Here is a 22,098-nt window from a genome sequence, read left to right as displayed (position 1 = left end):
TTCTCCGTCGCTAACATCAGGACCTGTAACGTTGTTACAGGTCCTTTTTTTTGTTCTCAAGCTGCCAGAGCGGACGCGGTTTATCGATCAGGTAGCCCTGCATATAGTGCACGCCAAGGCGTTCCAGCAGCTGTTGCTGTTCTTCCGTCTCGACATATTCTGCCACCACGGACAAATTCCGCAGCTTCGCCATCTCGCAGATAGAGCGAATAATCATCGCATCCATCGGGTTGTTTAAAACATCACGTACGAAGCAGCCATCTATCTTGATAATGTCGGCTTCCAGACGCTTCAGGCGCTCATAGTTCGCGTAGCCGGTACCGAAGTCATCAATCGCAATCAGGCAGCCAAACTGACGCAACTGCTGGATATTGGCAACGCTGACATCAGAGTTGGAAAAAGCCTGCTCTTCGGTAATCTCGATAATAATGCGTTTAACATCGACGTGATAACGGCGGAACAGCGCGATAATCTCGGCGGCGCTCCCCTTTTGCATCAAGGTGTACGGCATCAGATTCACCGAGAAATTCTTATCGGGAAGTTCATCCAGCGAGCTGAACAGATACTCCAGTACCTGCATGTCAAAGCGCTTGCTAAGGTTGAACTGCGCAAGGACCGGGATGAATTTATCCGGCGTCACCATACCGTCAGCGTCAACGAGGCGGCTTAGTATCTCGTAGTAACCTTCGCCGGAAGGCTTTCTGATCGACTGGGCGTAAAGCACAAAACCGCCCCAGTCCAGCGCGTTTTTAACCCGATTCAACAGCACAACCTGTTCGCTGCTTTGGTCGAAAGCGTCAACGTGACCGTTATCCAGCTTGAGGATTTGATTTCCTTCATCGGCCTGCTCCACTAACCAGCTCAGTTGCCCCAGCATATGGTGCATATTTTTATCCCGCGGGCTCACCGGCGCCCAGGAGATCGCGTATTCCAGGTTCAGAACCGCATTGTTCCAGTGGATCTCTTTATTGCTCAGAAAATTAATCAGATGCTTCAGCCGGGCCTCGGTATCCGGACCGTTCAGCACCAGCAGCAGTTCATTACCCGGCAGCTGGAACAACTTTTCTTCACTGAACAGCATCGGCTGTAGGATATGCGTGACGCTGCGTTTGCAATGCATACGCATCATCATGCCATAGTGACGGCTGAGGAAGTCGAGGTTACCAATGTGCAGACAACACAGGCTGATCGCGCCAGCGCGCGGCGTCATCATATACTCCTCCAGCGCACGCAGGTTCGGTAAGCCAGTTATCGGGTCCTGCATGGCCTGCGCCTGCCACTTGGCCTGCAGCCGCTGGCTGCGATGGTAGACCTGGAGCAAGTAAAGCAGGCACACCGTAAAGGAGATCAGCGACGACAGAATAAAAGCCAGCGAATACTGGGTTTGTATGCCATGAAGGAAATTTTTGTTGTACATCACCAGCAGGAAGGCGGAAACCGTCCAGGTCATGACGACAAGCGGGTAAGCCAACTGGCTGATGCCAAAAGAGAAAAAGATAAATATTGCCGGAACCAGATAACCCGCAAAATAATAATCGCCAAACGGCGCACACAAAAATATCATCATACCTATCAGGCTAATAAACCAACAGGTAATAAATATCTTATTTCTAAGATTGGTATAACAAGCGATATTACGATACCAGAATGCCCTTGCATAACGTGGGTTCAAGCACATCCTGAAGGGGTAATAAAAAAGACGAGTAAATATCAGTGATGCACAAACCAGGCCCTGAATATCAACAATAGAATAAATAACGGATGTTATATTAAAATAACTGTACATTAACTCCGGAATGTCAATAATCTCACCGGTAATATACATCAAAACCTTGCCCATAACTGGGGTAGCAAAGCCCAACCAGAAAACATTTAAGCCAATGTTTTTTATAGGAATACCGTGTCGCCATCGACGCCCATGCATATAGCGTAGAATAACGCAGGAGATGCATACTGCGGCCAACTGACAGAATAGCAACGTTAATGAATAAAAGGGCGATAAATGCAATTGCCAATAGTTAGTGACGGTAAAACCAATCGCTAATGGGGCGATAGCATGACGGCCAAAAAGCATAATCAATGCAATCATTACGCCAAGCGGTAGCCAGGCCAGATATACAGAATGCCCATCATAAAAAGCAGTAGGAGAGATATATCTGGATAATGGAATAGCCACCAGGCTCAATAAAAGAGCCAGGCAGAATTTCCTGAGTGGGTTAGTCCTTATCACCGTCATGCGTATCAGCCGATATCCTTTATCGTACGTAATTTGACTCTTTGAATATTATGGTCGCGAATTTGTTGGCGCAAGTTTAAGCGATAAAATCCTGATCTACACCGGACTTTTGAACGTAAATCGCTGTATTTTTGTACACAACAAGGATGAAAAAAACCCCCGCCTTCAGGCGAGGGTTTCAAATTTTGGTGGAGCTAAGCGGGATCGAACCGCTGACCTCTTGCATGCCATGCAAGCGCTCTCCCAGCTGAGCTATAGCCCCAACGTAAAGCTGTCGAGTTGACGGGCGGCATAATATGAATTCCCTCGCACAGTGTCAACGGCAAAATTCGCTAACGGCATCTAATCGCTGAAAAAGCAGACAAACGCGCCGGTTTACGCGCCTGCTCGCAAACAGGAGTTATGCATGTCACGTTTTCCACTAAAACGATGCTATAACATGAACCTGTAATTCCCACACAGCAACTCAGGAAATAGTATGCTCAAGGAACGAATGACGCCGGAGGAGATCGCCCACCTGACAGGCTATAGCCGCCAGACCATTAACAAATGGGTGCGTAAGGAAGGCTGGAAAACGTCTCCTCGTCCCGGCGTTCAAGGCGGTAAAGCCAGGGTCGTCCACGTCAACGATGAAGTCGTGGAGTTTATCCACAGCGCGCAGCGCGCTTCAGAGCCCCCTGCTCCCTACATTTCCGATAACCCCTTCCATACGCTGCTGCTGACGCTGGTTGATGAGATGACCGAAACTGAACAGAAACAGTTGACCTCGCTGCTACTCCGGGAAGGAATTAGCGGTTTATTGCAACGTTTAGGAATCCGTGGTTAAACGCAAGAGATGAAAACACTTCCTGCCAAAATGTCGACCGAAGAGCTCGCCGAGCGCTTAGGGATAACCCGACAAACCGTTAACCGTTGGATTCGCGAGCAAGGCTGGCACACCGAACCCATGCCGGGCATTAAAGGCGGCCGCGCGCGCCTGATTTTTATCACTCCTGAAGTGCTGGACTACCTCGCCAATACCCCAGCGCTGCGTAGCCATACCACGCAAAGCCAGCTTGGAGAACCGCCTCGCAGCTACACGACAAATGAATCTGAGGTGGTGTGGCGACAAATTACCGACGTCCTGCAGAACATGACGCCGCAGGAACAGCAGCGTCTGCACCATTTGCTGGCGCGTGAAGGCATTTGCGGATTTCTTTCCCGGCTAGGGCTAAGCCAGGACGAGACGTAAAAAAAGCGGGTTTCCCCGCTTTTTTCTTGCTCAACGCCGTTTTACTGCTGGCTTTCACGCTCAGCGATAAAACCCAGCGCCTTGTTGATGCGCTCGATACTACGAGATTTGCCAATTGCGTGCACGGTGACGTCCAGCGCAGGCGACTGCCCAGCCCCGGTCACCGCAACGCGCAGCGGCATACCCACTTTACCCATGCCCACTTCCAGCTCATCGGCGGTTGCCTGAATCGCGTGGTGAACGTTTTCCGCAGTCCACTCAGTGATGGCGGCAATTTTATCGCGCACCACTTCCAGCGGCTGACGCGCAACCGGACGCAGGTGTTTCTTCGCCGCATCGGCGTCGAACTCGGCAAAGTCTTCGTAGAAGTAGCGGCAGCTTTGCGCCATCTCTTTCAGGGTTTTGCAGCGCTCGCCCAGCAGTTTCACCAGCTCGCACAGCTGCGGTCCAACGCGGGTATCGATATTTTCCTGCTCGATGTGCCACTGCAGGTGCGTCGCCACGTATTCCGGCGCCAGCGTATTGATGTAGTGATGGTTCAGCCACAGCAGTTTATCAGTATTGAACGCGCTGGCAGATTTGCTGACCGCATTCAGAGAGAAGAACTCGATCATCTCTTCACGAGTGAAGATCTCCTGATCGCCGTGGGACCAGCCCAGACGCACCAGGTAGTTCAGCAGCGCTTCCGGCAGGTAGCCGTCATCACGATACTGCATCACGCTGACCGCGCCGTGACGCTTGGACAGTTTTTTGCCGTCGTCACCGTTGATCATCGACACGTGCGCATAAACCGGTACCGGCGCATTCAGTGCTTTCAGGATGTTGATCTGGCGCGGCGTGTTGTTGATATGATCTTCACCGCGGATTACGTGGGTGATTTCCATATCCCAGTCATCGACCACCACACAGAAGTTGTAGGTCGGGGAACCGTCAGTACGGCGGATGATCAGATCGTCCAGCTCCTGGTTGCTGAATTCGATCGGGCCGCGGATCTGGTCGTCAAAAATAACGGAACCTTCTTGCGGGTTAGCAAAACGCACCACGCATGGCTCATCGGCAGCATGATGTTCGTGACCATGGCGGCAACGGCCGTCGTAACGCGGTTTTTCACCGTTAGCCATCTGCTCTTCGCGCAGCGCATCCAGACGTTCTTTGGAGCAGTAACATTTATAGGCAGTGCCCGCTTCCAGCATTTCATCAATCACCGCGTTGTAGCGATCGAAACGCTTGGTCTGATAGTACGGACCTTCATCCCACTCCAGATTCAGCCAGTTCATTCCATCCATGATGGCTTCAATGGCTTCTGGCGTTGAGCGCTCAAGATCGGTGTCTTCAATACGCAGCACAAACTCACCGTCGTGGTTACGTGCAAAAAGCCAGGAATAAAGAGCAGTACGAGCGCCGCCGACGTGCAGATAGCCTGTCGGGCTAGGCGCGAAGCGAGTTTTGATTTTCATGAAATGGCCTTACGTTTATAAAGATGCCGACAACCGGCAAATCCCGGAAATACAAGTGGGCAATATTCTAGCACTCCCACTCGGTTGTTCCCACCGCAAGCGCATGCTTTGCTGATTTTGCATATAATTCATACAACATAGCGCGTTTTGCGATCGCTTTGTTTATTTTTACGACGAACGAACAAATTCTTTAGAAAAGGCGTTGACTCATTTTCAACTCTCCCTATAATGCGACTCCACACAGCGGGGGTGATTAGCTCAGCTGGGAGAGCACCTCCCTTACAAGGAGGGGGTCGGCGGTTCGATCCCGTCATCACCCACCACTTCGGGTCGTTAGCTCAGTTGGTAGAGCAGTTGACTTTTAATCAATTGGTCGCAGGTTCGAATCCTGCACGACCCACCAATGTAAAAAGGCGCCCTAAAGGCGCCTTTTTGCTATCTGCAATCTGGAAGATTCGAACCTGCAGCAGGTTCGTGTCGAACGCAGTGAGACAACGGAGCCGTTTACGGCGACGGCCCGAAGGGCGAGCGAAGCGAGTCATCCTGCACGACCCACCAATGTAAAAAAGCGCCCTAAAGGCGCTTTTTTGCTATCTGCAATCTGGACGATTCGCACCTCCGCCCTCAGCCATTCAAGTTCAGCCATATTCTGCCGATACTCCTTATATTTACCCGTATAAGGCGTATACCATGACCGTTATCAGCTCTACCTCTATTCCAGCCCTGAAAACCACTACCAGCACCGCCGCGCCGAGCGGTAACGACGCAGCCTCACAAATGGCGCGCATTACCCAGCAGATCGTCAAACTCACCCAGCAGCTTAAAGAAATCGCCGACGGCAACGGCAGCGCCGAAGAAAAACAGAAACAGGCCGAAATGATTCAGGAGCAAATTACCATGCTGGAAGCCCAGCTGGCGCAGCTGCAGAACCAACAAGCTGAAAAAGCGCAGGAAAAACAAGAAGCCTCTGTGACTGCTATCGCCAATGTCAACAAACCCAGCGACGAGCACCAGATCGACATCTACGTCTGATACAGCGGATCCTGCTGGCGTTCATCCGTCAGGCGCTGGCTTTGTTCGCGTACCACATCCCACAACGCCTGCGCGGCGGTGGAGAGCGAACGGTTTTTCCGCCGTACCAGCATTAACTGGCGCTCAACGCCAGGCGCCAGCCTTTTCACCACCAGCGGGCTGCCTTCCGGAAGCGGCAATGCCAGCGCGGGAATAATGCTAATCCCAATGCCCGCCGTCACCATCGGGAACAACGTCGCCGGGTGACCAATCTCCTGCACGATATCCGCCTCAATATCGTGCAGGCGCAGCGCGGCATCAATCAACATTCGGCTGCCTGACGCGTAGTCCTGAAGCACCAGCTTTGCCGCTTGCAGCGCCTGCCAGCTAACGTACGGCAAATCCGCAAATGAATGATCGCGTCGACAAAGTAGAAAAAAAGGCTCCGACAGTACCGTTTCGCACTGCAAATCCCCTACCACGCCAGGATCGATAACGATGCCAAAATCCACGTCCCCCTGACGAATACTTTCCAGTACCCACTGTTGAGGGCGGTCGTGCAGCACAAAGCGAATCTCGGGATAGCGCAGATTGCTCTCGGCAATACACTGCGGAATGAGGTGTGCGGATATGGTCTGGCTTGCCGCTACGCGCACTGTCCCACTGAGCTGTTGGCCAATCCGCCCGGCTTCACGCAGCGTACTGTGCAACTCATCCAGCTGGCGTTCAAGCCGCTGCGCCAGCTGCTGCCCGGCCTCGGTCAGCACCACCTCACGCGTGGTGCGGTCGAGCAAACGCACGCCGGTCTGATGTTCCAGCTCCTTAACGCTATGACTCACCGCCGACTGGCTGAGGCCAATGATCTCCCCGGCTCGGCTGAAGCTTTTGGCCCGGGCAACCGTAACAAACACCTTTAACTGACGCAGCGAGTAATTCATCTGTTTTTTTCATCAATGGATGCAATAAATCAATTTTATTTCTCAAAAATAAAAAAGCAAAATGTCTGCATCGATCTTCAGGAGTCTTTATGAAACTTTTTCGCGTTTTAGACCCGTTTACGCTAACCCTTATCGCCGTTGTCCTGCTCGCCACCTTCTTCCCGGCGCGCGGCGATTTTGTGCCGTTTTTCGAAAATCTGACCACCGCCGCCATCGCGCTGCTGTTCTTTATGCACGGCGCCAAATTGTCGCGTGAGTCGATTATCGCCGGCGGCAGCCACTGGCGTCTGCATCTGTGGGTGATGTGCAGCACCTTTGTGGTCTTTCCGGTGCTGGGCGTGCTGTTTGCCTGGTGGGCGCCTGTTAACGTCGACCCACAGCTCTACGCGGGCTTCCTGTACCTGTGCATTCTGCCTGCCACCGTGCAGTCGGCAATCGCCTTTACCTCGCTGGCGGGCGGTAACGTCGCCGCTGCGGTATGTTCGGCTTCGGCTTCCAGCCTGCTGGGGATCTTCCTCTCGCCGCTGTTGGTTGGCCTGGTGATGAACGTCCACGGCGCAGGCGGCAGCCTTGAGCAGGTCGGCAAAATTATGCTGCAACTGCTGCTGCCGTTTGTTCTCGGCCACCTGTCCCGCCCGTGGACCGCCGCCTTCGTGACAAAGCATAAGAAATGGATCGCCAAAACCGACCAGACCTCCATTTTGCTGGTGGTCTACTCCGCTTTCAGCGAAGCGGTCGTCAACGGTATCTGGCATAAAGTGGGCGTGGGTTCACTGCTGTTTATTGTGATTGTGAGTATCGTGCTGCTGGCGCTGGTGATCCTGATTAACACCGTGGTCGCTCGGCGGATGGGCTTCAATAAAGCGGATGAAATCACGATTGTCTTCTGCGGTTCGAAAAAGAGTCTGGCCAACGGTATCCCGATGGCCAATATTCTCTTCCCGACGTCGGTGCTGGGAATGATGGTGCTGCCGCTGATGATCTTCCACCAGATTCAGCTGATGACCTGCGCGGTGCTCGCGCGCCGCTATAAAGCGCAGACGGAAAAACTGCAGGCCAAAGAACAGGCCCGCGTGTAAAGTTAGCGCTTGAGGGGTTGCACCAGTTGGCTCAACCCCTCGGTTTTAATCAACAGCGTGAGCTGCATCAGTTCACCAAGATGGCCCGCCGGAAACTGATCTTTGCGGGCAAACCACAGCAGATACTCTTCCGGAACGTCGATTAAACGTCGGCCTTTATACTTACCGAATGGCATCTCGGTATTAGCAATCTCAACCAGCTGCGCTTTATCCACCTTAGACTCCCAGCAGCCGCAGCATTTCGGCCTCATCAATCACCGCAATGCCCAGTTCCTGCGCTTTGGCAAGCTTAGAGCCCGCCGCTTCACCGGCAATCACCAGGTCGGTTTTCTTCGATACGCTGCCCGCGACTTTAGCCCCGAGTTCAACCAACCGCGCTTTGGCATCATCACGGGACATCTGGCTCAGGCTGCCGGTCAGCACCACCGTTTTACCGGCGAACGGGCTGTCTATCTCTTCGGCATTGATCACCACCGGAGCAGGCCAGTTGACGCCTTCTTTTAACAGTTGCTGAATAACTTCGCGGTTGCTGGCTTCGGCAAAAAAGTTAAACACGTGGTTAGCGACCACGACACCGACATCCGGCACCTTCTGTAGCTCTTCAATGGATGCGGCTTCCAGCGCCTCCAGCGTGCCAAAGTAGCCAGCCAGCCCAGCGGCCGTCGCCTCACCCACTTCGCGAATACCTAAGCCATAGAGGAAACGGGCGAAGGTCGTTTGTTTGGCTTTTTCCAGCGCGTTAACCACATTCTGTGCCGATTTCGGCCCCATGCGATCCAGCCCGGTAAGCTTACCAGCCGTCAACGTGAACAGGTCCGCAGGGGTATGGACGTACTCTTTCTCCACCAGCTGGTCGATGATTTTATCGCCCATGCCGTCAACGTCGAGCGCGCGTCGGGAGACGAAATGCTTGAGCGCCTCTTTCCGCTGCGCGCCGCAGATCAGACCGCCGGTACAGCGGGCCACGGCTTCCCCTTCAACGCGTTCAACGTCGGAGTTACATACCGGGCAATGGGTCGGGAAAACAATCTCCTGCGTTTCGGCAGGACGCTCAGAAAGCACCACGTTGACGACCTGCGGGATCACATCACCGGCGCGACGAATTACCACTTTATCGCCAATGCGCAGCCCCAGACGCTCAATTTCATCGGCGTTGTGCAGCGTTGCGTTGCTGACCAACACTCCCGCCACCTGAACCGGCTCCAGACGCGCCACTGGCGTAATCGCCCCGGTGCGCCCCACCTGGAATTCGACGTCACGCACGAAGGTCATCTGCTCCTGGGCCGGGAATTTGAACGCCACCGCCCAGCGCGGAGCACGGGCGACAAAACCAAGCTGTTCCTGCAGCGCCAGCGAGTTGACCTTAATCACCACGCCATCAATATCAAAACCCAACGTCGGACGATCTTCTTCAACCTTATGATAGTAAGCGAGTACTTCCTCCGGCGAGTCGCACAGCGTCACGCGGTCGCTCACCGGAAGTCCCCACGCTTTAAACTGCAGCAAACGCCCCAGATGGGTATCCGGCAGCACGCCGCCTTCCAGTACGCCCACACCGTAGCAGAAGAAAGTAAGCGGTCGCTTCGCTGTGATGCGCGGATCTAACTGGCGCAGCGAACCGGCGGCGGCGTTGCGCGGGTTAGCGAACACTTTGCTGCCGGTACGGCGCGCCTCTTCGTTAATCTTTTCAAACCCGGCCTGGGGCAGGAATACTTCACCGCGCACTTCCAGACGCGCCGGGATGTTATCACCGTGCAGCTTCAGCGGAATAGCGCGGATAGTACGAACGTTAGAGGTAATATCCTCCCCGGTGGTGCCGTCGCCGCGCGTCGCCGCGCTGACCAGCACGCCATTTTCATAGAGAATGCTCACCGCCAGGCCATCGAGCTTCAGTTCACAGCACCAGGTCAGCTTATCGCTGCTATTCAGACGATCCTTAACGCGCTTGTTAAACGCCAGGAAGCTCTCTTCGTCAAAAACGTTATCCAGTGACAGCATCGGCACTTCGTGGCGAATCTGACTAAAGGCCGCCAGCGGCCCTGCACCGACGCGCTGGGTCGGTGAGTCAGCGGTAACTAACTCAGGGTGCTGCGCCTCCAGCTCGCGCAGCTCGCGCATCAGGCGGTCGTACTCGGCGTCGGGCAGTTCCGGCGCATCCAGCACGTGATACAGGTATTCATGATGGCGAAGCGTCGCTCGCAGTTCATTCAGTCGTTGTTCTATTGGTTGCATATCACACCATCAATGATAAAAAACCCCCGACAGGCGGGGGTTCAGGAAGGATTGAAAACGCACGAACCTTATCAGGCGTTGGCGTCTTTCACTTCGCGAATACGATCCTGATACTCGCGCAGCTTTTGCGGAGTCATCATACGACGCTGATCGTCGAGTACCACGCCGCCCACTTCATCGGCAATGTACTGCGCCGACTGGAGCATCAACTTGAAGTTTTGCAGCTCGTCACCGTAGCCCGGCACCTGCATGAAAATCGTCACGCCAGGGGTCTGCATATCGCTCATGTTGTCCGGATCAAAGGTACCGGGTTTGAGCATATTTGCCAGGCTAAACAATGCCGGGCCGCTCCCATCCGGGCTAAGGTGGCGGTGGAAGATGTTCATGTCGCCAAACTTAAATCCGGCCTGTTGAATGCTGTTGAGCAACAACTCACCGTTAATGTGCGAGCCCTGGTGAGCGGATACGTTCATCACGATCACCGTCTCTTTACGCTCTGGCTTGACCGGCTGAGCAGGTTCCGGCGCGGGCTGAGCGACCGGCTCAGGCTGCTGTACCGGCTGCGGCGCTGGCGCTTCTACTGGCTGAGCGGGCTGTGGCGCAACGGGCTGCTGAGCAACCGGCTGCGGTTGCTGTACCGGCGCGTGCTGGGGCTGTTCAACAACCGGAGGGCGCACAGGCTGTTGCGGCTGCACAGGCTGCGGCGGTGGAACCGGCGCGTGCTGAGCAGGCTGATGCGGCTGTTGCACGGGCGGCTGCTGTACCGGCTCCTGCACGCGCGCAGGCTGAGGCGCCTGACGCTCGTAAGGCGGCTGGTACTGGTGTTGGGGCGCGTGACGAGGTGCTTCATGCTCCCCGGCAACCCCAGGGGCGTGATTGACCTTGTGGACACGAACTTCACCCACGCCTTCAACATTGTCATCAAAGTCATCTTCCGACTCATCGTCGGCATCACGAGACTTCATACGCTTGATTGGGCGATCGCGGAACATCGAGGAACGTTCTTTACGGCTCGTCCAGAAACCATGAACCAGTAAAGCGAGTATGGCGATCGCGCCAACAATGATTAATATCAGACGCAAATCCTGCATCATTATATTCTCTGTTGTTCTAACACCTTGCCACCACGGCAAACATTTACTCACTAAGAGTATTTGCCCATCACGTCAAGTGCAAGTGTACACATGACATTCACCGCATAAAGATGAATTAAATCGTACTTTTTGCTTGTTTTTCGAACATTTCTTAACTGGTCATTGTCCAACAACTCGCTAATATAGTGTCGTCTTTTAATGTAGTCAGACAAAGGAGCTTCATCTGACCATGGTTTCATCGTCCACCCCTGCCGCACGTAGCGGCGTTTACTATTTCTCTCAGGGCTGGAAACTGATCGGCTTGCCGGGCATTCGCCGATTCGTCATCTTACCGCTGTTGGTCAATATTGTGCTGATGGGCGGCGCCTTCTGGTGGCTGTTCAGCAAGCTGGAGAGCTGGATCCCCTCGCTGATGGGGCGTATTCCCGACTGGCTGCAGTGGCTGAGCTATCTGCTTTGGCCGGTTATCGTGATTTCGATTTTGCTGGTCTTCGGCTACTTCTTTTCTACTATCGCCAACTGGATAGCCGCACCGTTTAATGGCCTGCTGGCCGAGCAGCTGGAAGCGCGCTTAACCGGCGCAACTCCGCCGGATACCGGTATTGTCGGTATTATGAAAGACCTGCCGCGCATCATGAAACGTGAATGGCAGAAGCTGGCGTGGTATCTGCCGCGCGCCGTTGTGTTGCTATTGCTCTATTTCATTCCGGGCATTGGTCAGACGGTCGCACCGGTGCTGTGGTTCCTGTTCAGCGCGTGGATGCTGGCGATTCAGTACTGTGACTACCCGTTCGATAACCATAAGGTGCCGTTTAAAACCATGCGTGAAGCGCTGCGCACGCGTAAGGTCACCAACATGCAGTTTGGCGCGCTGACCAGCCTGTTCACCTTAATTCCGGTGCTTAACCTGGTGATCATCCCGGTAGCTATCTGCGGCGCGACGGCAATGTGGGTCGACTGCTATCGCGATAAACACGCGATGTGGAAGTAAGCGCCTGCTGTTTCAGGCAGTTGCTCAGGTGACTGGCATCGTAGAAGTGACAGTATTCGGCAATATCCCGCAGCGAGAGAACGTCTTGCTGCATTAAAAATCGGGCGTGACGCAGCCGTAGGGCGATTAAATACTGCTGCGGCGTCATCCCGGTTCGCTGTTTAAAACGGCGCTGAAAGGTGCGTAACGTCAGTGAATAACGTTCCGCCAGCGTCGCCCACTCTACTCTGGACTGCCAGTGACACTCTATCCATGAAAGCGCAAGGCATAACCGTTCCTCCACGCTGAGTTTCGCATTCGTTTTCTGGCGATAACCCGGCAACTGGCTCAGCAGCCGCAGCAGGAAAGTTTCCTGCTGCGCGCTACGCAGCATCTCACTCTCGTTGCACTCCCCCATCTCAGTGCAGGCAAATGCGTTAATCTCCCCCACTACCTTCAGCCACTCGGGGACCGCCATATACCATAACTGTGGCTCTGGTTCCTCAAACAGCAGCGCAGTACGACTTTTAAACCAGTTCAACTCTCCCAGCGGAACATGCAACAGGTTAATAGCGCAGGTTTCCCGCATTTCAGTAAAAGCGTGACGATCGTCAGCACGCAGCGCCATAAAAGAGCCCGCGTGCATAAACCAGGGGTAGCCGTTGACGATATGGGTCATCGTCCCGGAGAGCAAAAAGAGTATTTCGTGATAATCGTGATCGTGCTCGGGGTAAGCGATGCCTGGCAACCAATATTGCACGCAAACACGATCGCCGGGGCGATTGAATACGCGGGATTGATGCAAAGTTTGCATGGCCATTTCCTGAGCTATCGTCAGAGTAGCGAAATTAAACTGCCGGCGATTAACTTGTCAAACACCTTATTTTTAAAGGGAAATAATTTAAAAATCACGGCTGAAAATTGAGTTTTATTGTCCTCAGACAGCGCTTGAAAAAGCGTCATTTTCATTCTGTGAGGGCCAACACAGCTTCTGAGGATAAAAACGACAGGCTGGCCGAAGGGTGGCAATCAGATAAAAGTCAGCGACGCTTATTCGGGCTAACGTAGCGCCATCATTTCGCGATGGAGTGGAATTATATGGTCAGCACGATAAATAAGCAGGCTTATATCAGAATAAGCCTCTGTCTGTTTGTTTTCTATTTTGCATGGTCCACCAGCTGGTCATTTCTGGCAATCTGGCTGGCCGATAACGTCGGTCTGAACAGTGAAAAGATTGGCTTTGTCCTGTCAATCAACGCCCTGTTTGCGCTGGCGATGAAGCCCGTTTGCGGCTATATCATGGATAAGCTCGGCCTCGGCAAACACCTGCTGGTCATCGTGACCCTTGCTTCGGTGCTGGCGGCTCCCTTTTTCATCTGGGTCTATCAACCGCTGCTCGGTTTTAATCTGATTGCCGGTATGCTGGTTGGCGCGCTGTATCTTTCCTTCGCGTATCTGGCGGGGGTGCTGGTATTTGAATCCTACGCCGACCGCTACAGCCGCGCCTGGTCTTTTGAGTTTGGCCGCGTGCGGATGTGGGGTTCGATGGGCTGGGCAGTGGCATCGCTGTTTGCCGGGCAGCTGTTTAACCTGTCGCCGAGCTACAATTTCTGCGTCACATCGCTGGCCTGCGTAGTGCTGCTTATGCTGCTCGGCATGCTAAAAACGCAGGGCGAAGGTATCGACTGGCAGGCAGTGAACGCCGGGCAAAAAGCGCCGGTCAATAAAACTGACGTTAAAATGCTCTTTACCCAAAGTGGATTCTGGATCCTGATGCTCTTTTACGGCGGAATTATCTGGATGATGCAGAGCGCCGAACAGCAGTTCCCGCGTTATTTTGTCAGCTTCTTTGCCGACCATAAACAGGGTAACGCGATGCTCGGTTATATGGGTTCAGTTCAATCCGCCGTCGAATTCATTCTTATGTTTTCTATTCCCTGGCTGATTAATAAAGTCGGCGCGCGCAACGGTCTCCTGTTAGCGGGTTTTGTGATTGGACTGCGGCTGATTGTTTCCGCACTGGCAACCCACGCGTGGATGATTGCCATTATTAAACCCTTCTACGGTCTGGAAATGGCGCTGCTGCTGGTATCCATCTTTAAATATCTCTCCCTCTACTTCGATAAGCGCTTAACCGGTACCGTTTATATGGTGCTCGGCTGCTTTAACTACTTAGGTATTGCGCTCATCAACCCCATTGCCGGAATGCTCTACGATCGCTACGGCTTCGCCAAAACCTACCTGGTGATGGGCGTCATTGCCTGGGTGATTACGCTTATCGGCATTCAGGTGCTCGGTAAAGGACGCTATGGCCGCACCTCGCCAGCGCCGATCTCCGCGACTCAGGGCTAACGCATATCATGCCTCATCCACATGGATGGGGCTTATACCTTGTCTTATTCCATCCCGCTTGCCATTATTTCCCTTCAGTATATAGATATGCGAAATCCTTACTTCCGCAGAATCTTTAAGCAGGTATGCTGGTCCAGTACCCCAAATTTCATACAGTTAAGGACAGGCCATGAGTAAGATTTTTGAAGATAACTCCCTGACTATCGGTCATACGCCGCTGGTACGACTGAACCGCATCGGTAACGGGCGCATCCTGGCGAAGGTTGAATCACGTAACCCGAGCTTCAGCGTCAAATGCCGTATCGGTGCCAATATGATTTGGGATGCCGAAAAACGCGGTGTACTGAAACCGGGTATCGAGCTGGTTGAACCGACCAGCGGTAACACCGGTATCGCTCTGGCCTATGTCGCTGCCGCTCGCGGTTACAAACTGACGCTGACCATGCCGGAAACCATGAGTATCGAACGCCGTAAGCTGCTGAAAGCGCTGGGCGCGAACCTGGTGCTGACTGAAGGCGCGAAAGGGATGAAAGGCGCGATTCAGAAAGCGGAAGAAATCGTCGCCAGTAACCCGGAAAAATATCTGCTGCTGCAACAGTTCAGCAACCCGGCTAACCCGGAAATTCACGAAAAAACCACCGGCCCGGAAATCTGGGAAGATACCGACGGACAGGTTGACGTTTTCATTGCAGGCGTGGGCACCGGCGGTACGCTGACCGGCGTGTCTCGCTATATTAAAGGCACAAAAGGCAAAACGGATCTGATTTCCGTCGCCGTTGAACCTACCGACTCCCCGGTTATCGCTCAGGCGCTGGCCGGTGAAGAGCTGAAGCCAGGCCCGCATAAGATCCAGGGGATCGGCGCTGGTTTCATCCCGGGCAACCTCGATCTGAAGCTGATCGATAAAGTCGTCTCAATTACCAATGAAGAAGCGATCTCCACCGCGCGTCGCCTGATGGAAGAAGAAGGTATTCTGGCCGGGATCTCTTCAGGTGCAGCGGTTGCCGCAGCGCTGAAACTCCAGGAAGATGAAACCTTTACCAATAAGAATATTGTGGTTATCCTACCATCTTCGGGTGAACGCTATTTGAGCACGGCGTTGTTCGCAGATCTCTTCACTGAGAAAGAACTGCAACAGTAATGCCAGCGCGTTAAAATTGTGTAAAAAAGCACCCTTTTGGGTGCTTTTTTGTGGTGCACGTCAAACTTTTACCCCCCCTGGCATTGCTTCACCTCCGTAGGTCTGGTATTTAACCATCATATTTATTTTGAGCCGCGAAATTATTCATTACAGCTTTTCCTGTGCTGAATCGATTTTATGATTTGGTTCAAATCCTGCTTTCGCGGCATAATGTTTAATGATAAGCGAAACGTCAAAGGCCAGAAGCGTCTGCGTCGGAAGGTTTGTCGCCGATGGTAGTGCTGATTTTGTGGACGTCGCTTGAATTGAGTAATACAGGCTAAAGTGTAGCCACCAGGCTAGACTTTAGTTCCACAACACTAAACCTATAAGTTGGGGAAATATAATGTTCCAGCAAGAAGTTACCATTACCGCTCCGAACGGTCTGCATACCCGCCCTGCTGCTCAGTTTGTTAAAGAAGCGAAAGGCTTCACTTCTGAGATCACTGTGACTTCCAACGGCAAAAGCGCTAGCGCGAAAAGCCTGTTCAAACTGCAAACTCTGGGCCTGACTCAGGGTACTGTTGTCACCCTGTCCGCAGAAGGTGAAGACGAGCAGAAAGCAGTTGAGCATCTGGTTAAACTGATGGCTGAACTCGAGTAAGTTCAACGAGTTCTTTTAAATATCAGTCACAAGTAAGGTAGGGTTATGATTTCAGGCATTTTAGCATCCCCGGGTATCGCTTTCGGTAAAGCATTGCTGCTGAAAGAAGATGAAATTGTCATCGACCGGAAGAAAATTTCTGCCGATAAGGTTGAGCAGGAAGTTGAGCGTTTTCTGAACGGTCGCGCTAAGGCGTCCGCGCAGCTCGAAGCTATCAAAACTAAAGCTGGCGAAACTTTCGGTGAAGAAAAAGAAGCCATCTTCGAAGGGCATATCATGCTGCTCGAAGATGAGGAGCTGGAGCAGGAAATCATAGCCCTGATTAAAGATAAGAACATGACGGCTGACGCGGCTGCGCATGAAGTTATCGAAGGTCAGGCGACTGCCCTGGAAGAACTGGATGATGAATACCTGAAAGAACGTGCGGCTGACGTACGTGACATCGGTAAGCGCCTGCTGCGCAACATCCTGGGTCTGGCGATTATTGACCTGAGCGCGATTCAGGACGAAGTTATCCTGGTTGCCGCTGACCTGACGCCGTCAGAAACCGCACAGCTGAACCTGAAAAAGGTGCTGGGTTTCATCACTGACGTCGGTGGCCGTACTTCCCACACTTCCATCATGGCGCGTTCCCTGGAACTGCCAGCGATCGTGGGTACCGGTAGCGTCACCACTCAGGTGAAAAATGGCGACTATCTGATTCTGGATGCCGTAAACAACGTGGTTTACGTCAACCCAACCAACGAAGAAATTGACAAGCTTCGTGCCGTTCAGGAGCAGGTTGCTTCTGAGAAAGCCGAACTGGCAAAACTGAAAGATCTGCCGGCAATCACCCTTGATGGCCACCAGGTTGAAGTTTGTGCCAACATCGGTACCGTGCGTGATATCGACGGTGCTGAGCGTAACGGCGCTGAAGGTGTTGGTCTGTACCGCACCGAATTCCTGTTCATGGACCGCGACGCGCTGCCAACTGAAGAAGAACAGTTTGCTGCGTACAAAGCCGTTGCTGAAGCCTGTGGCTCTCAGGCGGTGATTGTCCGTACCATGGATATCGGCGGCGATAAAGAGCTGCCGTACATGAACTTCCCGAAAGAAGAGAACCCGTTCCTGGGCTGGCGTGCCGTGCGTATCGCGATGGATCGTAAAGAGATCCTGCGTGACCAGGTACGCGCCATCCTGCGTGCTTCCGCTTTCGGTAAGCTGCGCATCATGTTCCCGATGATCATCTCCGTTGAAGAAGTGCGTGCACTGAAGAAAGAGATCGAGATCTACAAACAGGAACTGCGTGACGAAGGTAAAGCGTTTGACGAGTCAATCGAAATCGGCGTGATGGTGGAAACACCGGCGGCGGCGACAATTGCGCGTCATTTAGCCAAAGAAGTTGATTTCTTTAGTATCGGCACCAATGATTTAACGCAGTATACTCTGGCAGTTGACCGTGGTAATGATATGATTTCACATCTTTACCAGCCAATGTCGCCGTCTGTCCTCAACTTGATCAAGCAAGTTATTGATGCTTCTCATGCTGAAGGCAAATGGACTGGCATGTGTGGTGAGCTTGCAGGCGACGAACGTGCTACACTTCTGTTGCTGGGGATGGGTCTGGACGAATTCTCTATGAGCGCCATTTCTATCCCGCGCATTAAGAAGATTATCCGTAACACGAACTTCGAAGATGCGAAGGTATTAGCAGAGCAAGCACTTGCGCAACCAACAACAGACGAATTACTGGCGTTGGTTAACAAGTTCATTGAAGAAAAAACAATCTGCTAATCCACGAGACGCGGCCCAAATTACTGCTTAGGAGAAGATCATGGGTTTGTTCGATAAACTGAAATCTCTGGTTTCTGATGATAAAAAAGACACCGGAACCATTGAGATCATTGCACCGCTCTCTGGTGAAATCGTCAACATCGAAGACGTACCGGATGTAGTGTTTGCTGAGAAAATCGTTGGTGATGGCATTGCTATCAAACCGACCGGCAACAAAATGGTTGCGCCGGTTGACGGCACCATCGGTAAAATCTTTGAAACCAACCACGCTTTCTCTATCGAATCCGATAGCGGCATCGAGCTGTTCGTTCACTTCGGTATCGACACCGTTGAACTGAAAGGCGAAGGTTTCAAACGTATCGCGGAAGAAGGCCAGCGCGTGAAAGTTGGCGACACCGTTATCGAGTTCGATCTGCCGCTGCTGGAAGAGAAAGCCAAGTCTACCCTGACGCCGGTTGTTATCTCCAACATGGACGAGATCAAAGAGCTGACCAAGCTTTCCGGTAGCGTTACCGTGGGTGAAACTCCGGTGATTCGCATTAAGAAGTAATTCTTAACCGCATATAAAAATGGCGCCGATTGGCGCCATTTTTTTTGCCTGTAGGCCTGATAAGCGCAGCGCCATCAGGCAATATGCCATACGATTGCCGGATGGCGGCGCAAGCGCCTTATCCGGCTTACCAATTACAGCTGCGAGGTCACCGGACGAAAGCACGGCTCGCGCATCAGGATTTTCATCCCCTCCGGGCCACTTTCCAGTATCCGACGTTCGGAATCGGACACCTGCAGCTCACATTGATAACCACCGGTGACGCCGAACATCGCACGCGCGACGCAGGCATCCTCCAGCGCATTTTGCCCACTGGTATCAAAATGGCCCACCAGACGCCCGTTATGGCGAATAACCAGACGGTAGCTCTTCATCGCACCTCCTCTGCCGGCGGCAGAATTAATTCATCGCAGCCGCATTTCTGCGTCCAGCTCATCACCTCAAGCACCCGCTGTGCCGCATCATGGGCGGCATCGGACAGCGTTTTTTTCTGCACAATGCCGCTAATCAGCTCGGCGCAGAACAGATCGCCAGTGCCTTTTAAGTCCGTTTCCAGACGTGGATGATCAATGATGGCCGTAGATTCCGCGGTCACTACCGCCACCGTAATATTTTCTGTCGTCTGGCCCGGCGCGCTGGTGATCACCACCCATTTTAGCGTCTCAGATAACAGCGATTGCGCCGCCGCAATCGCCTCATTCAACGTGCCACAGGGCTTACCGCTGAGCATTTCCAGCTCGAATACGTTCGGCGTTAGCCCCTGCGCCAGCGGCAACAGGTGCGTACGATAGGCCTCTGGAATTTCTGCCTTCACATACATCCCGCTGTCGACATCGCCAATTACCGGGTCGACCAGAATGCAGATATCCGGATGCGTGATCTTCACCATTTTCAGCCACTGCGCTAGCAGCGCAATCTGCTCAGCGCTGCCCATATAGCCGGTGGTCACGGCCTTCAGCTCGCGCAACGCGTCACGTTCATTCAGTGCGGTGAGATAACCGCCAAACCATTCGCCGGGAATAATTCCACCGTAGAACGTCTCGTAATGCGGCGTGTTGCTGAACAGCACCGTTGGCACCGCGGTGACCCGTAGGCCATGCGCTTTTATGGCCGGAACGGCAATGCTGTTGCCGACGCTGCCGTAAACCACCAGAGACTGCACCGCAACGATATCCGTTTGCAGCGCGCGGTGCGTATCGTTGAAGAGCACCGACTGTATTTCACTATCCTGCCCCATCTCCTTCTCCTCATGACTCTGGACAGCGGGCGAGCGCCTCACTATTATCGTCATATGCTAAATTTCATTTTGTCATAGGTCAATAATGATCGACGGAAAAAGCGCCAACGAAATCTTTGACAGTATTCGTCAGCATATCACCAGCGGCCAACTGGCGAAGGGTGAAACGCTGCCGCCGGTCAGGGAACTGGCTGCAAGACTGGGGGTAAACCGTAATACGGTGGCGTCTGCCTACAAACGGCTGGTGACCTCAGGACTGGCGCTAAGCCTGGGACGCAACGGCACCGTTGTGAAAGAGACACCTGCGCCAACGGCACTGGAAGGTGGGAATCCGCATACGCCGCTCACCGATCTTTCCAGCGGCAATCCGGCGACGACCAGATTACCTGACCTGGCGCGTTATCTTTCGCACATCAGCCGCACGCCACGCCTTTACGGTGATGCGCCGGTGTCTCCAGCGCTGTATGACTGGGCGCTGGAATGGATGCAGGATGCCATGCCCGCCGCCGGCGATATCGACCTGACCAACGGCGCGGTGGATGCCATTGAGCGCCTGCTCTGCGCGCACTTGCTCCCCGGCGACAGCGTGGTTGTGGAAGACCCCTGCTTTCTCAGCAGCATTAGCATGCTGCGCTACAGCGGTTTTAATGCCAGCCCGGTAGAGATTGATGGCGAAGGACTGGTGGCGGAAAAGCTTGAACTGGCGCTCGCCAAAGGCGCGCGCGCGGTGATTTTAACGCCACGCGCCCACAACCCCACAGGCTACAGCCTGAGCGCCGCTCGCGCCGCCGCTATCCAGCAGGTGCTGAGTCGCTACCCGCAGGTACTGGTTATTGTCGATGACCACTTTGCGCTGCTGTCGTCCGCGGCCTGGCATCCGGTACTCACGCCGCAAACCCAGCACTGGGCCGTGGTTCGCTCAATGTCTAAAACGTTAGGCCCGGACCTGCGGCTGGCTTTTGTCGCCAGCGACCCGGCCACGTCAGCCAGGCTAAGACTACGGCTTAACGCCGGTAGCCAATGGGTCAGCCATCTGTTACAGGATCTGGTTTACGCCTGCCTGACGGACGAAGCCTACCAACGTACTCTCACCGAATCCCGCCTGTTTTATGCTGGCCAACAGCAGAAACTGGCTGAGGCACTGGGCCGCCACGGTGTAGACGGCGTGCTTCAGGGGGACGGCCTGAACCTATGGCTACCGCTTGCAACCCCCAGTCAGCGTACAGCGTTTGCGCTGGCAAAAGCTGGCTGGCTGGTCCGCGAAGGTGAAGCGTTTGGCGTCAACGCGCCCGCGCACGGCCTGCGTATCACCCTTTCAACCCTTAACGACAACGACATCAATCGTCTGGCGGCCGATATTTATCATGCGCTTAGCCTCTGACAGGAGAACATCCATGCGCGTCCATTTTGTGCTTCACGAATCGTTTGAATCCGCAGGCGCTTACCTCCCCTGGGCCGAGTCTCGCGGCCACGACGTTAGCTGGACTCACGTCTATCGGTATGAAAGTGTCCCCGACAACGCTGACGGCTTTGATATGCTGGTGGTGTTCGGCGGACCTCAGTCGCCACGTACTACGCTTGCCGAGTGCCCCTACTTTGATTCACAAGCCGAGCAGCGGTTGATTCGTCAGGCGATAGACGCCGGGCGCACCGTCGTCGGCATCTGCCTGGGTTCGCAGCTGATTGGTGAAGCGCTAGGCGCAGCCGTTTGTCAGAGCCCGGAAAAAGAGATTGGTCACTACCCGATTACCCTCACCGCAGCAGGCCAACAGCACCCGCTGTTCAGCCACTTTGGCTCACCGCTCATCGTCGGCCACTGGCATAACGACATGCCGGGCTTAGCCGCCGGAACGGTCATTCTGGCCGAAAGTGATGGCTGTCCACGTCAGATCGTACAATATGGCGATAAGGTGTACGGCTTCCAGTGCCATATGGAATTTACCGCTGAGGCGGTTGAAGGGCTGATTCAACACTCTGAACAGGAGTTGGCTGAGGCCAAAGGCAAGCCATTCATTCGCTCAGTAGATGAGATGCGTACCCATGATTATCGTGAAATGAACCAGAAACTGTGGGAATTCCTTGATAAGCTGACCCAATCGCCCTCCAGTTCGTCTACGGCGCAGCGCCACCGGGATCGCACACGGTTATAAGGAG

Annotated in this window: 21 protein-coding genes, 3 tRNA genes and 1 other RNA gene; 15 read left to right on the top strand and 10 right to left on the bottom strand. The window is 53.7% G+C overall.

Annotated features, from left to right (window positions below; all coding sequences use genetic code 11):
- Positions 1-34: 34 nt before the first annotated feature.
- Entirely contained in the window at positions 35-2,236 is a 2,202-nt protein-coding gene (locus tag GY169_RS06635) for an EAL domain-containing protein (RefSeq protein WP_167575287.1), read from the bottom strand.
- A gap of 186 nt (positions 2,237-2,422) precedes the next feature.
- Positions 2,423-2,498, bottom strand: a tRNA-Ala gene (locus tag GY169_RS06630).
- Between the two features lie 216 nt (positions 2,499-2,714).
- On the opposite strand from GY169_RS06630, the gene GY169_RS06625 reads away from it, so the two are divergent.
- Together GY169_RS06625 and GY169_RS06620 are read left to right on the top strand one after the other, a co-directional pair.
- Positions 2,715-3,062: a YfeC-like transcriptional regulator gene (locus tag GY169_RS06625; RefSeq protein WP_064543724.1), complete on the top strand. Its 348-nt coding sequence runs from the start codon at positions 2,715-2,717 to the stop codon at positions 3,060-3,062.
- Between the two features lie 9 nt (positions 3,063-3,071).
- The gene (locus GY169_RS06620) at positions 3,072-3,467 is read left to right on the top strand and encodes a YfeC-like transcriptional regulator (protein ID WP_163446099.1); all 396 of its coding nucleotides are present in this window, start codon (positions 3,072-3,074) and stop codon (positions 3,465-3,467) included.
- 41 nt (positions 3,468-3,508) lie between these two features.
- On the opposite strand, the gene gltX is transcribed toward GY169_RS06620, so the two are convergent.
- A complete protein-coding gene (gene gltX, locus GY169_RS06615) occupies positions 3,509-4,924 on the bottom strand; it encodes a glutamate--tRNA ligase (protein ID WP_163446100.1) in 1,416 nt (471 codons plus the stop codon).
- Between the two features lie 247 nt (positions 4,925-5,171).
- Here gltX and GY169_RS06610 point away from each other — a divergent pair.
- The 4 genes from GY169_RS06610 (at position 5,172) to GY169_RS06595 (ending at position 5,956) form a co-directional block, all read left to right on the top strand.
- Positions 5,172-5,247, top strand: a tRNA-Val gene (locus tag GY169_RS06610).
- Positions 5,248-5,251: 4 nt separating this feature from the next.
- Positions 5,252-5,327 (top strand) — tRNA-Lys (locus tag GY169_RS06605).
- Positions 5,328-5,356: 29 nt separating this feature from the next.
- A non-coding RNA gene (locus GY169_RS06600) (RtT sRNA) lies at positions 5,357-5,482 on the top strand.
- 132 nt (positions 5,483-5,614) lie between these two features.
- Complete coding sequence (locus GY169_RS06595; RefSeq protein ID WP_167575286.1) at positions 5,615-5,956, top strand: FlxA-like family protein; 342 nt, start codon at positions 5,615-5,617, stop codon at positions 5,954-5,956.
- On the opposite strand, the gene GY169_RS06590 is transcribed toward GY169_RS06595, so the two are convergent.
- Complete coding sequence (locus GY169_RS06590; RefSeq protein WP_167575285.1) at positions 5,947-6,873, bottom strand: LysR family transcriptional regulator; 927 nt, start codon at positions 6,871-6,873, stop codon at positions 5,947-5,949. The two genes, GY169_RS06595 and GY169_RS06590, sit on opposite strands and share 10 nt — an antisense overlap.
- Before the next feature lie 89 nt (positions 6,874-6,962).
- Here GY169_RS06590 and GY169_RS06585 point away from each other — a divergent pair, with 89 nt between their 5' ends.
- Positions 6,963-7,952, top strand: a complete 990-nt coding sequence (locus GY169_RS06585; protein ID WP_163446103.1) for a bile acid:sodium symporter family protein — start codon at positions 6,963-6,965, stop codon at positions 7,950-7,952.
- A gap of 2 nt (positions 7,953-7,954) precedes the next feature.
- On the opposite strand, the gene GY169_RS06580 is transcribed toward GY169_RS06585, so the two are convergent.
- From GY169_RS06580 to zipA, 3 genes are all read right to left on the bottom strand, one after another.
- The gene (locus GY169_RS06580) at positions 7,955-8,167 is read right to left on the bottom strand and encodes a DUF3820 family protein (protein ID WP_163446104.1); all 213 of its coding nucleotides are present in this window, start codon (positions 8,165-8,167) and stop codon (positions 7,955-7,957) included.
- Between the two features lies 1 nt (position 8,168).
- Complete coding sequence (gene ligA / locus GY169_RS06575; protein ID WP_167575284.1) at positions 8,169-10,184, bottom strand: NAD-dependent DNA ligase LigA; 2,016 nt, start codon at positions 10,182-10,184, stop codon at positions 8,169-8,171.
- 71 nt (positions 10,185-10,255) lie between these two features.
- On the bottom strand, positions 10,256-11,278 hold the full coding sequence (gene zipA, locus GY169_RS06570) for a cell division protein ZipA (protein WP_064543710.1): 1,023 nt from the start codon (positions 11,276-11,278) through the stop codon (positions 10,256-10,258).
- A 229-nt stretch (positions 11,279-11,507) separates the two neighbouring features.
- Here zipA and cysZ point away from each other — a divergent pair, with 229 nt between their 5' ends.
- Positions 11,508-12,269, top strand: a complete 762-nt coding sequence (gene cysZ, locus GY169_RS06565) for a sulfate transporter CysZ (protein ID WP_065355855.1) — start codon at positions 11,508-11,510, stop codon at positions 12,267-12,269.
- Here the strand turns inward: cysZ and GY169_RS06560 are convergent.
- Positions 12,205-13,062 carry a helix-turn-helix domain-containing protein gene (locus GY169_RS06560; protein WP_167575283.1) on the bottom strand — a complete coding sequence of 286 codons (858 nt, stop codon included), beginning with the start codon at positions 13,060-13,062 and terminating at the stop codon, positions 12,205-12,207. The genes cysZ and GY169_RS06560 overlap by 65 nt on opposite strands.
- 284 nt (positions 13,063-13,346) lie before the next feature.
- Between GY169_RS06560 and GY169_RS06555 the strand changes: the two genes are divergently transcribed.
- The 5 genes from GY169_RS06555 to crr all read left to right on the top strand — a co-directional run bounded on the left by GY169_RS06555 (position 13,347) and on the right by crr (position 18,707).
- Positions 13,347-14,600, top strand: coding sequence for an oligosaccharide MFS transporter (locus GY169_RS06555; protein WP_164092351.1), 1,254 nt, complete (start codon positions 13,347-13,349; stop codon positions 14,598-14,600).
- Between the two features lie 169 nt (positions 14,601-14,769).
- The gene (cysK, locus tag GY169_RS06550) at positions 14,770-15,741 is read left to right on the top strand and encodes a cysteine synthase A (RefSeq protein WP_167575282.1); all 972 of its coding nucleotides are present in this window, start codon (positions 14,770-14,772) and stop codon (positions 15,739-15,741) included.
- Between the two features lie 385 nt (positions 15,742-16,126).
- Entirely contained in the window at positions 16,127-16,384 is a 258-nt protein-coding gene (ptsH, locus tag GY169_RS06545; protein WP_002913505.1) for a phosphocarrier protein Hpr, read from the top strand.
- 45 nt (positions 16,385-16,429) lie between these two features.
- Entirely contained in the window at positions 16,430-18,157 is a 1,728-nt protein-coding gene (gene ptsI, locus GY169_RS06540; RefSeq protein ID WP_167575281.1) for a phosphoenolpyruvate-protein phosphotransferase PtsI, read from the top strand.
- 40 nt (positions 18,158-18,197) lie between these two features.
- Positions 18,198-18,707: a PTS glucose transporter subunit IIA gene (crr, locus tag GY169_RS06535; protein ID WP_065355860.1), complete on the top strand. Its 510-nt coding sequence runs from the start codon at positions 18,198-18,200 to the stop codon at positions 18,705-18,707.
- A 134-nt stretch (positions 18,708-18,841) separates the two neighbouring features.
- Here the strand turns inward: crr and GY169_RS06530 are convergent, their stop codons facing one another.
- Positions 18,842-19,081, bottom strand: coding sequence for a cytoplasmic protein (locus GY169_RS06530; protein WP_167575280.1), 240 nt, complete (start codon positions 19,079-19,081; stop codon positions 18,842-18,844).
- Complete coding sequence (gene pdxK, locus GY169_RS06525) at positions 19,078-19,944, bottom strand: pyridoxine/pyridoxal/pyridoxamine kinase (protein WP_167575279.1); 867 nt, start codon at positions 19,942-19,944, stop codon at positions 19,078-19,080. The genes GY169_RS06530 and pdxK overlap by 4 nt, the downstream gene beginning before the upstream one ends.
- 85 nt (positions 19,945-20,029) lie before the next feature.
- Between pdxK and ptsJ the strand changes: the two genes are divergently transcribed.
- Positions 20,030-21,325: a transcriptional regulator PtsJ gene (gene ptsJ, locus GY169_RS06520; protein ID WP_167575278.1), complete on the top strand. Its 1,296-nt coding sequence runs from the start codon at positions 20,030-20,032 to the stop codon at positions 21,323-21,325.
- 13 nt (positions 21,326-21,338) lie between these two features.
- A complete protein-coding gene (locus GY169_RS06515) occupies positions 21,339-22,094 on the top strand; it encodes a type 1 glutamine amidotransferase (RefSeq protein WP_167575277.1) in 756 nt (251 codons plus the stop codon).
- Positions 22,095-22,098 lie beyond the last annotated feature (4 nt).

Origin of the sequence: Kluyvera genomosp. 3 (assembly GCF_011765685.1) — a bacterium.
In the GTDB taxonomy this organism is placed as follows: Bacteria; Pseudomonadota; Gammaproteobacteria; order Enterobacterales; family Enterobacteriaceae; genus Kluyvera; species Kluyvera georgiana_A.
The sequence above is the reverse complement of the archived record's forward strand: the minus strand, read 5'-3'. Positions and strand labels throughout refer to the sequence as shown.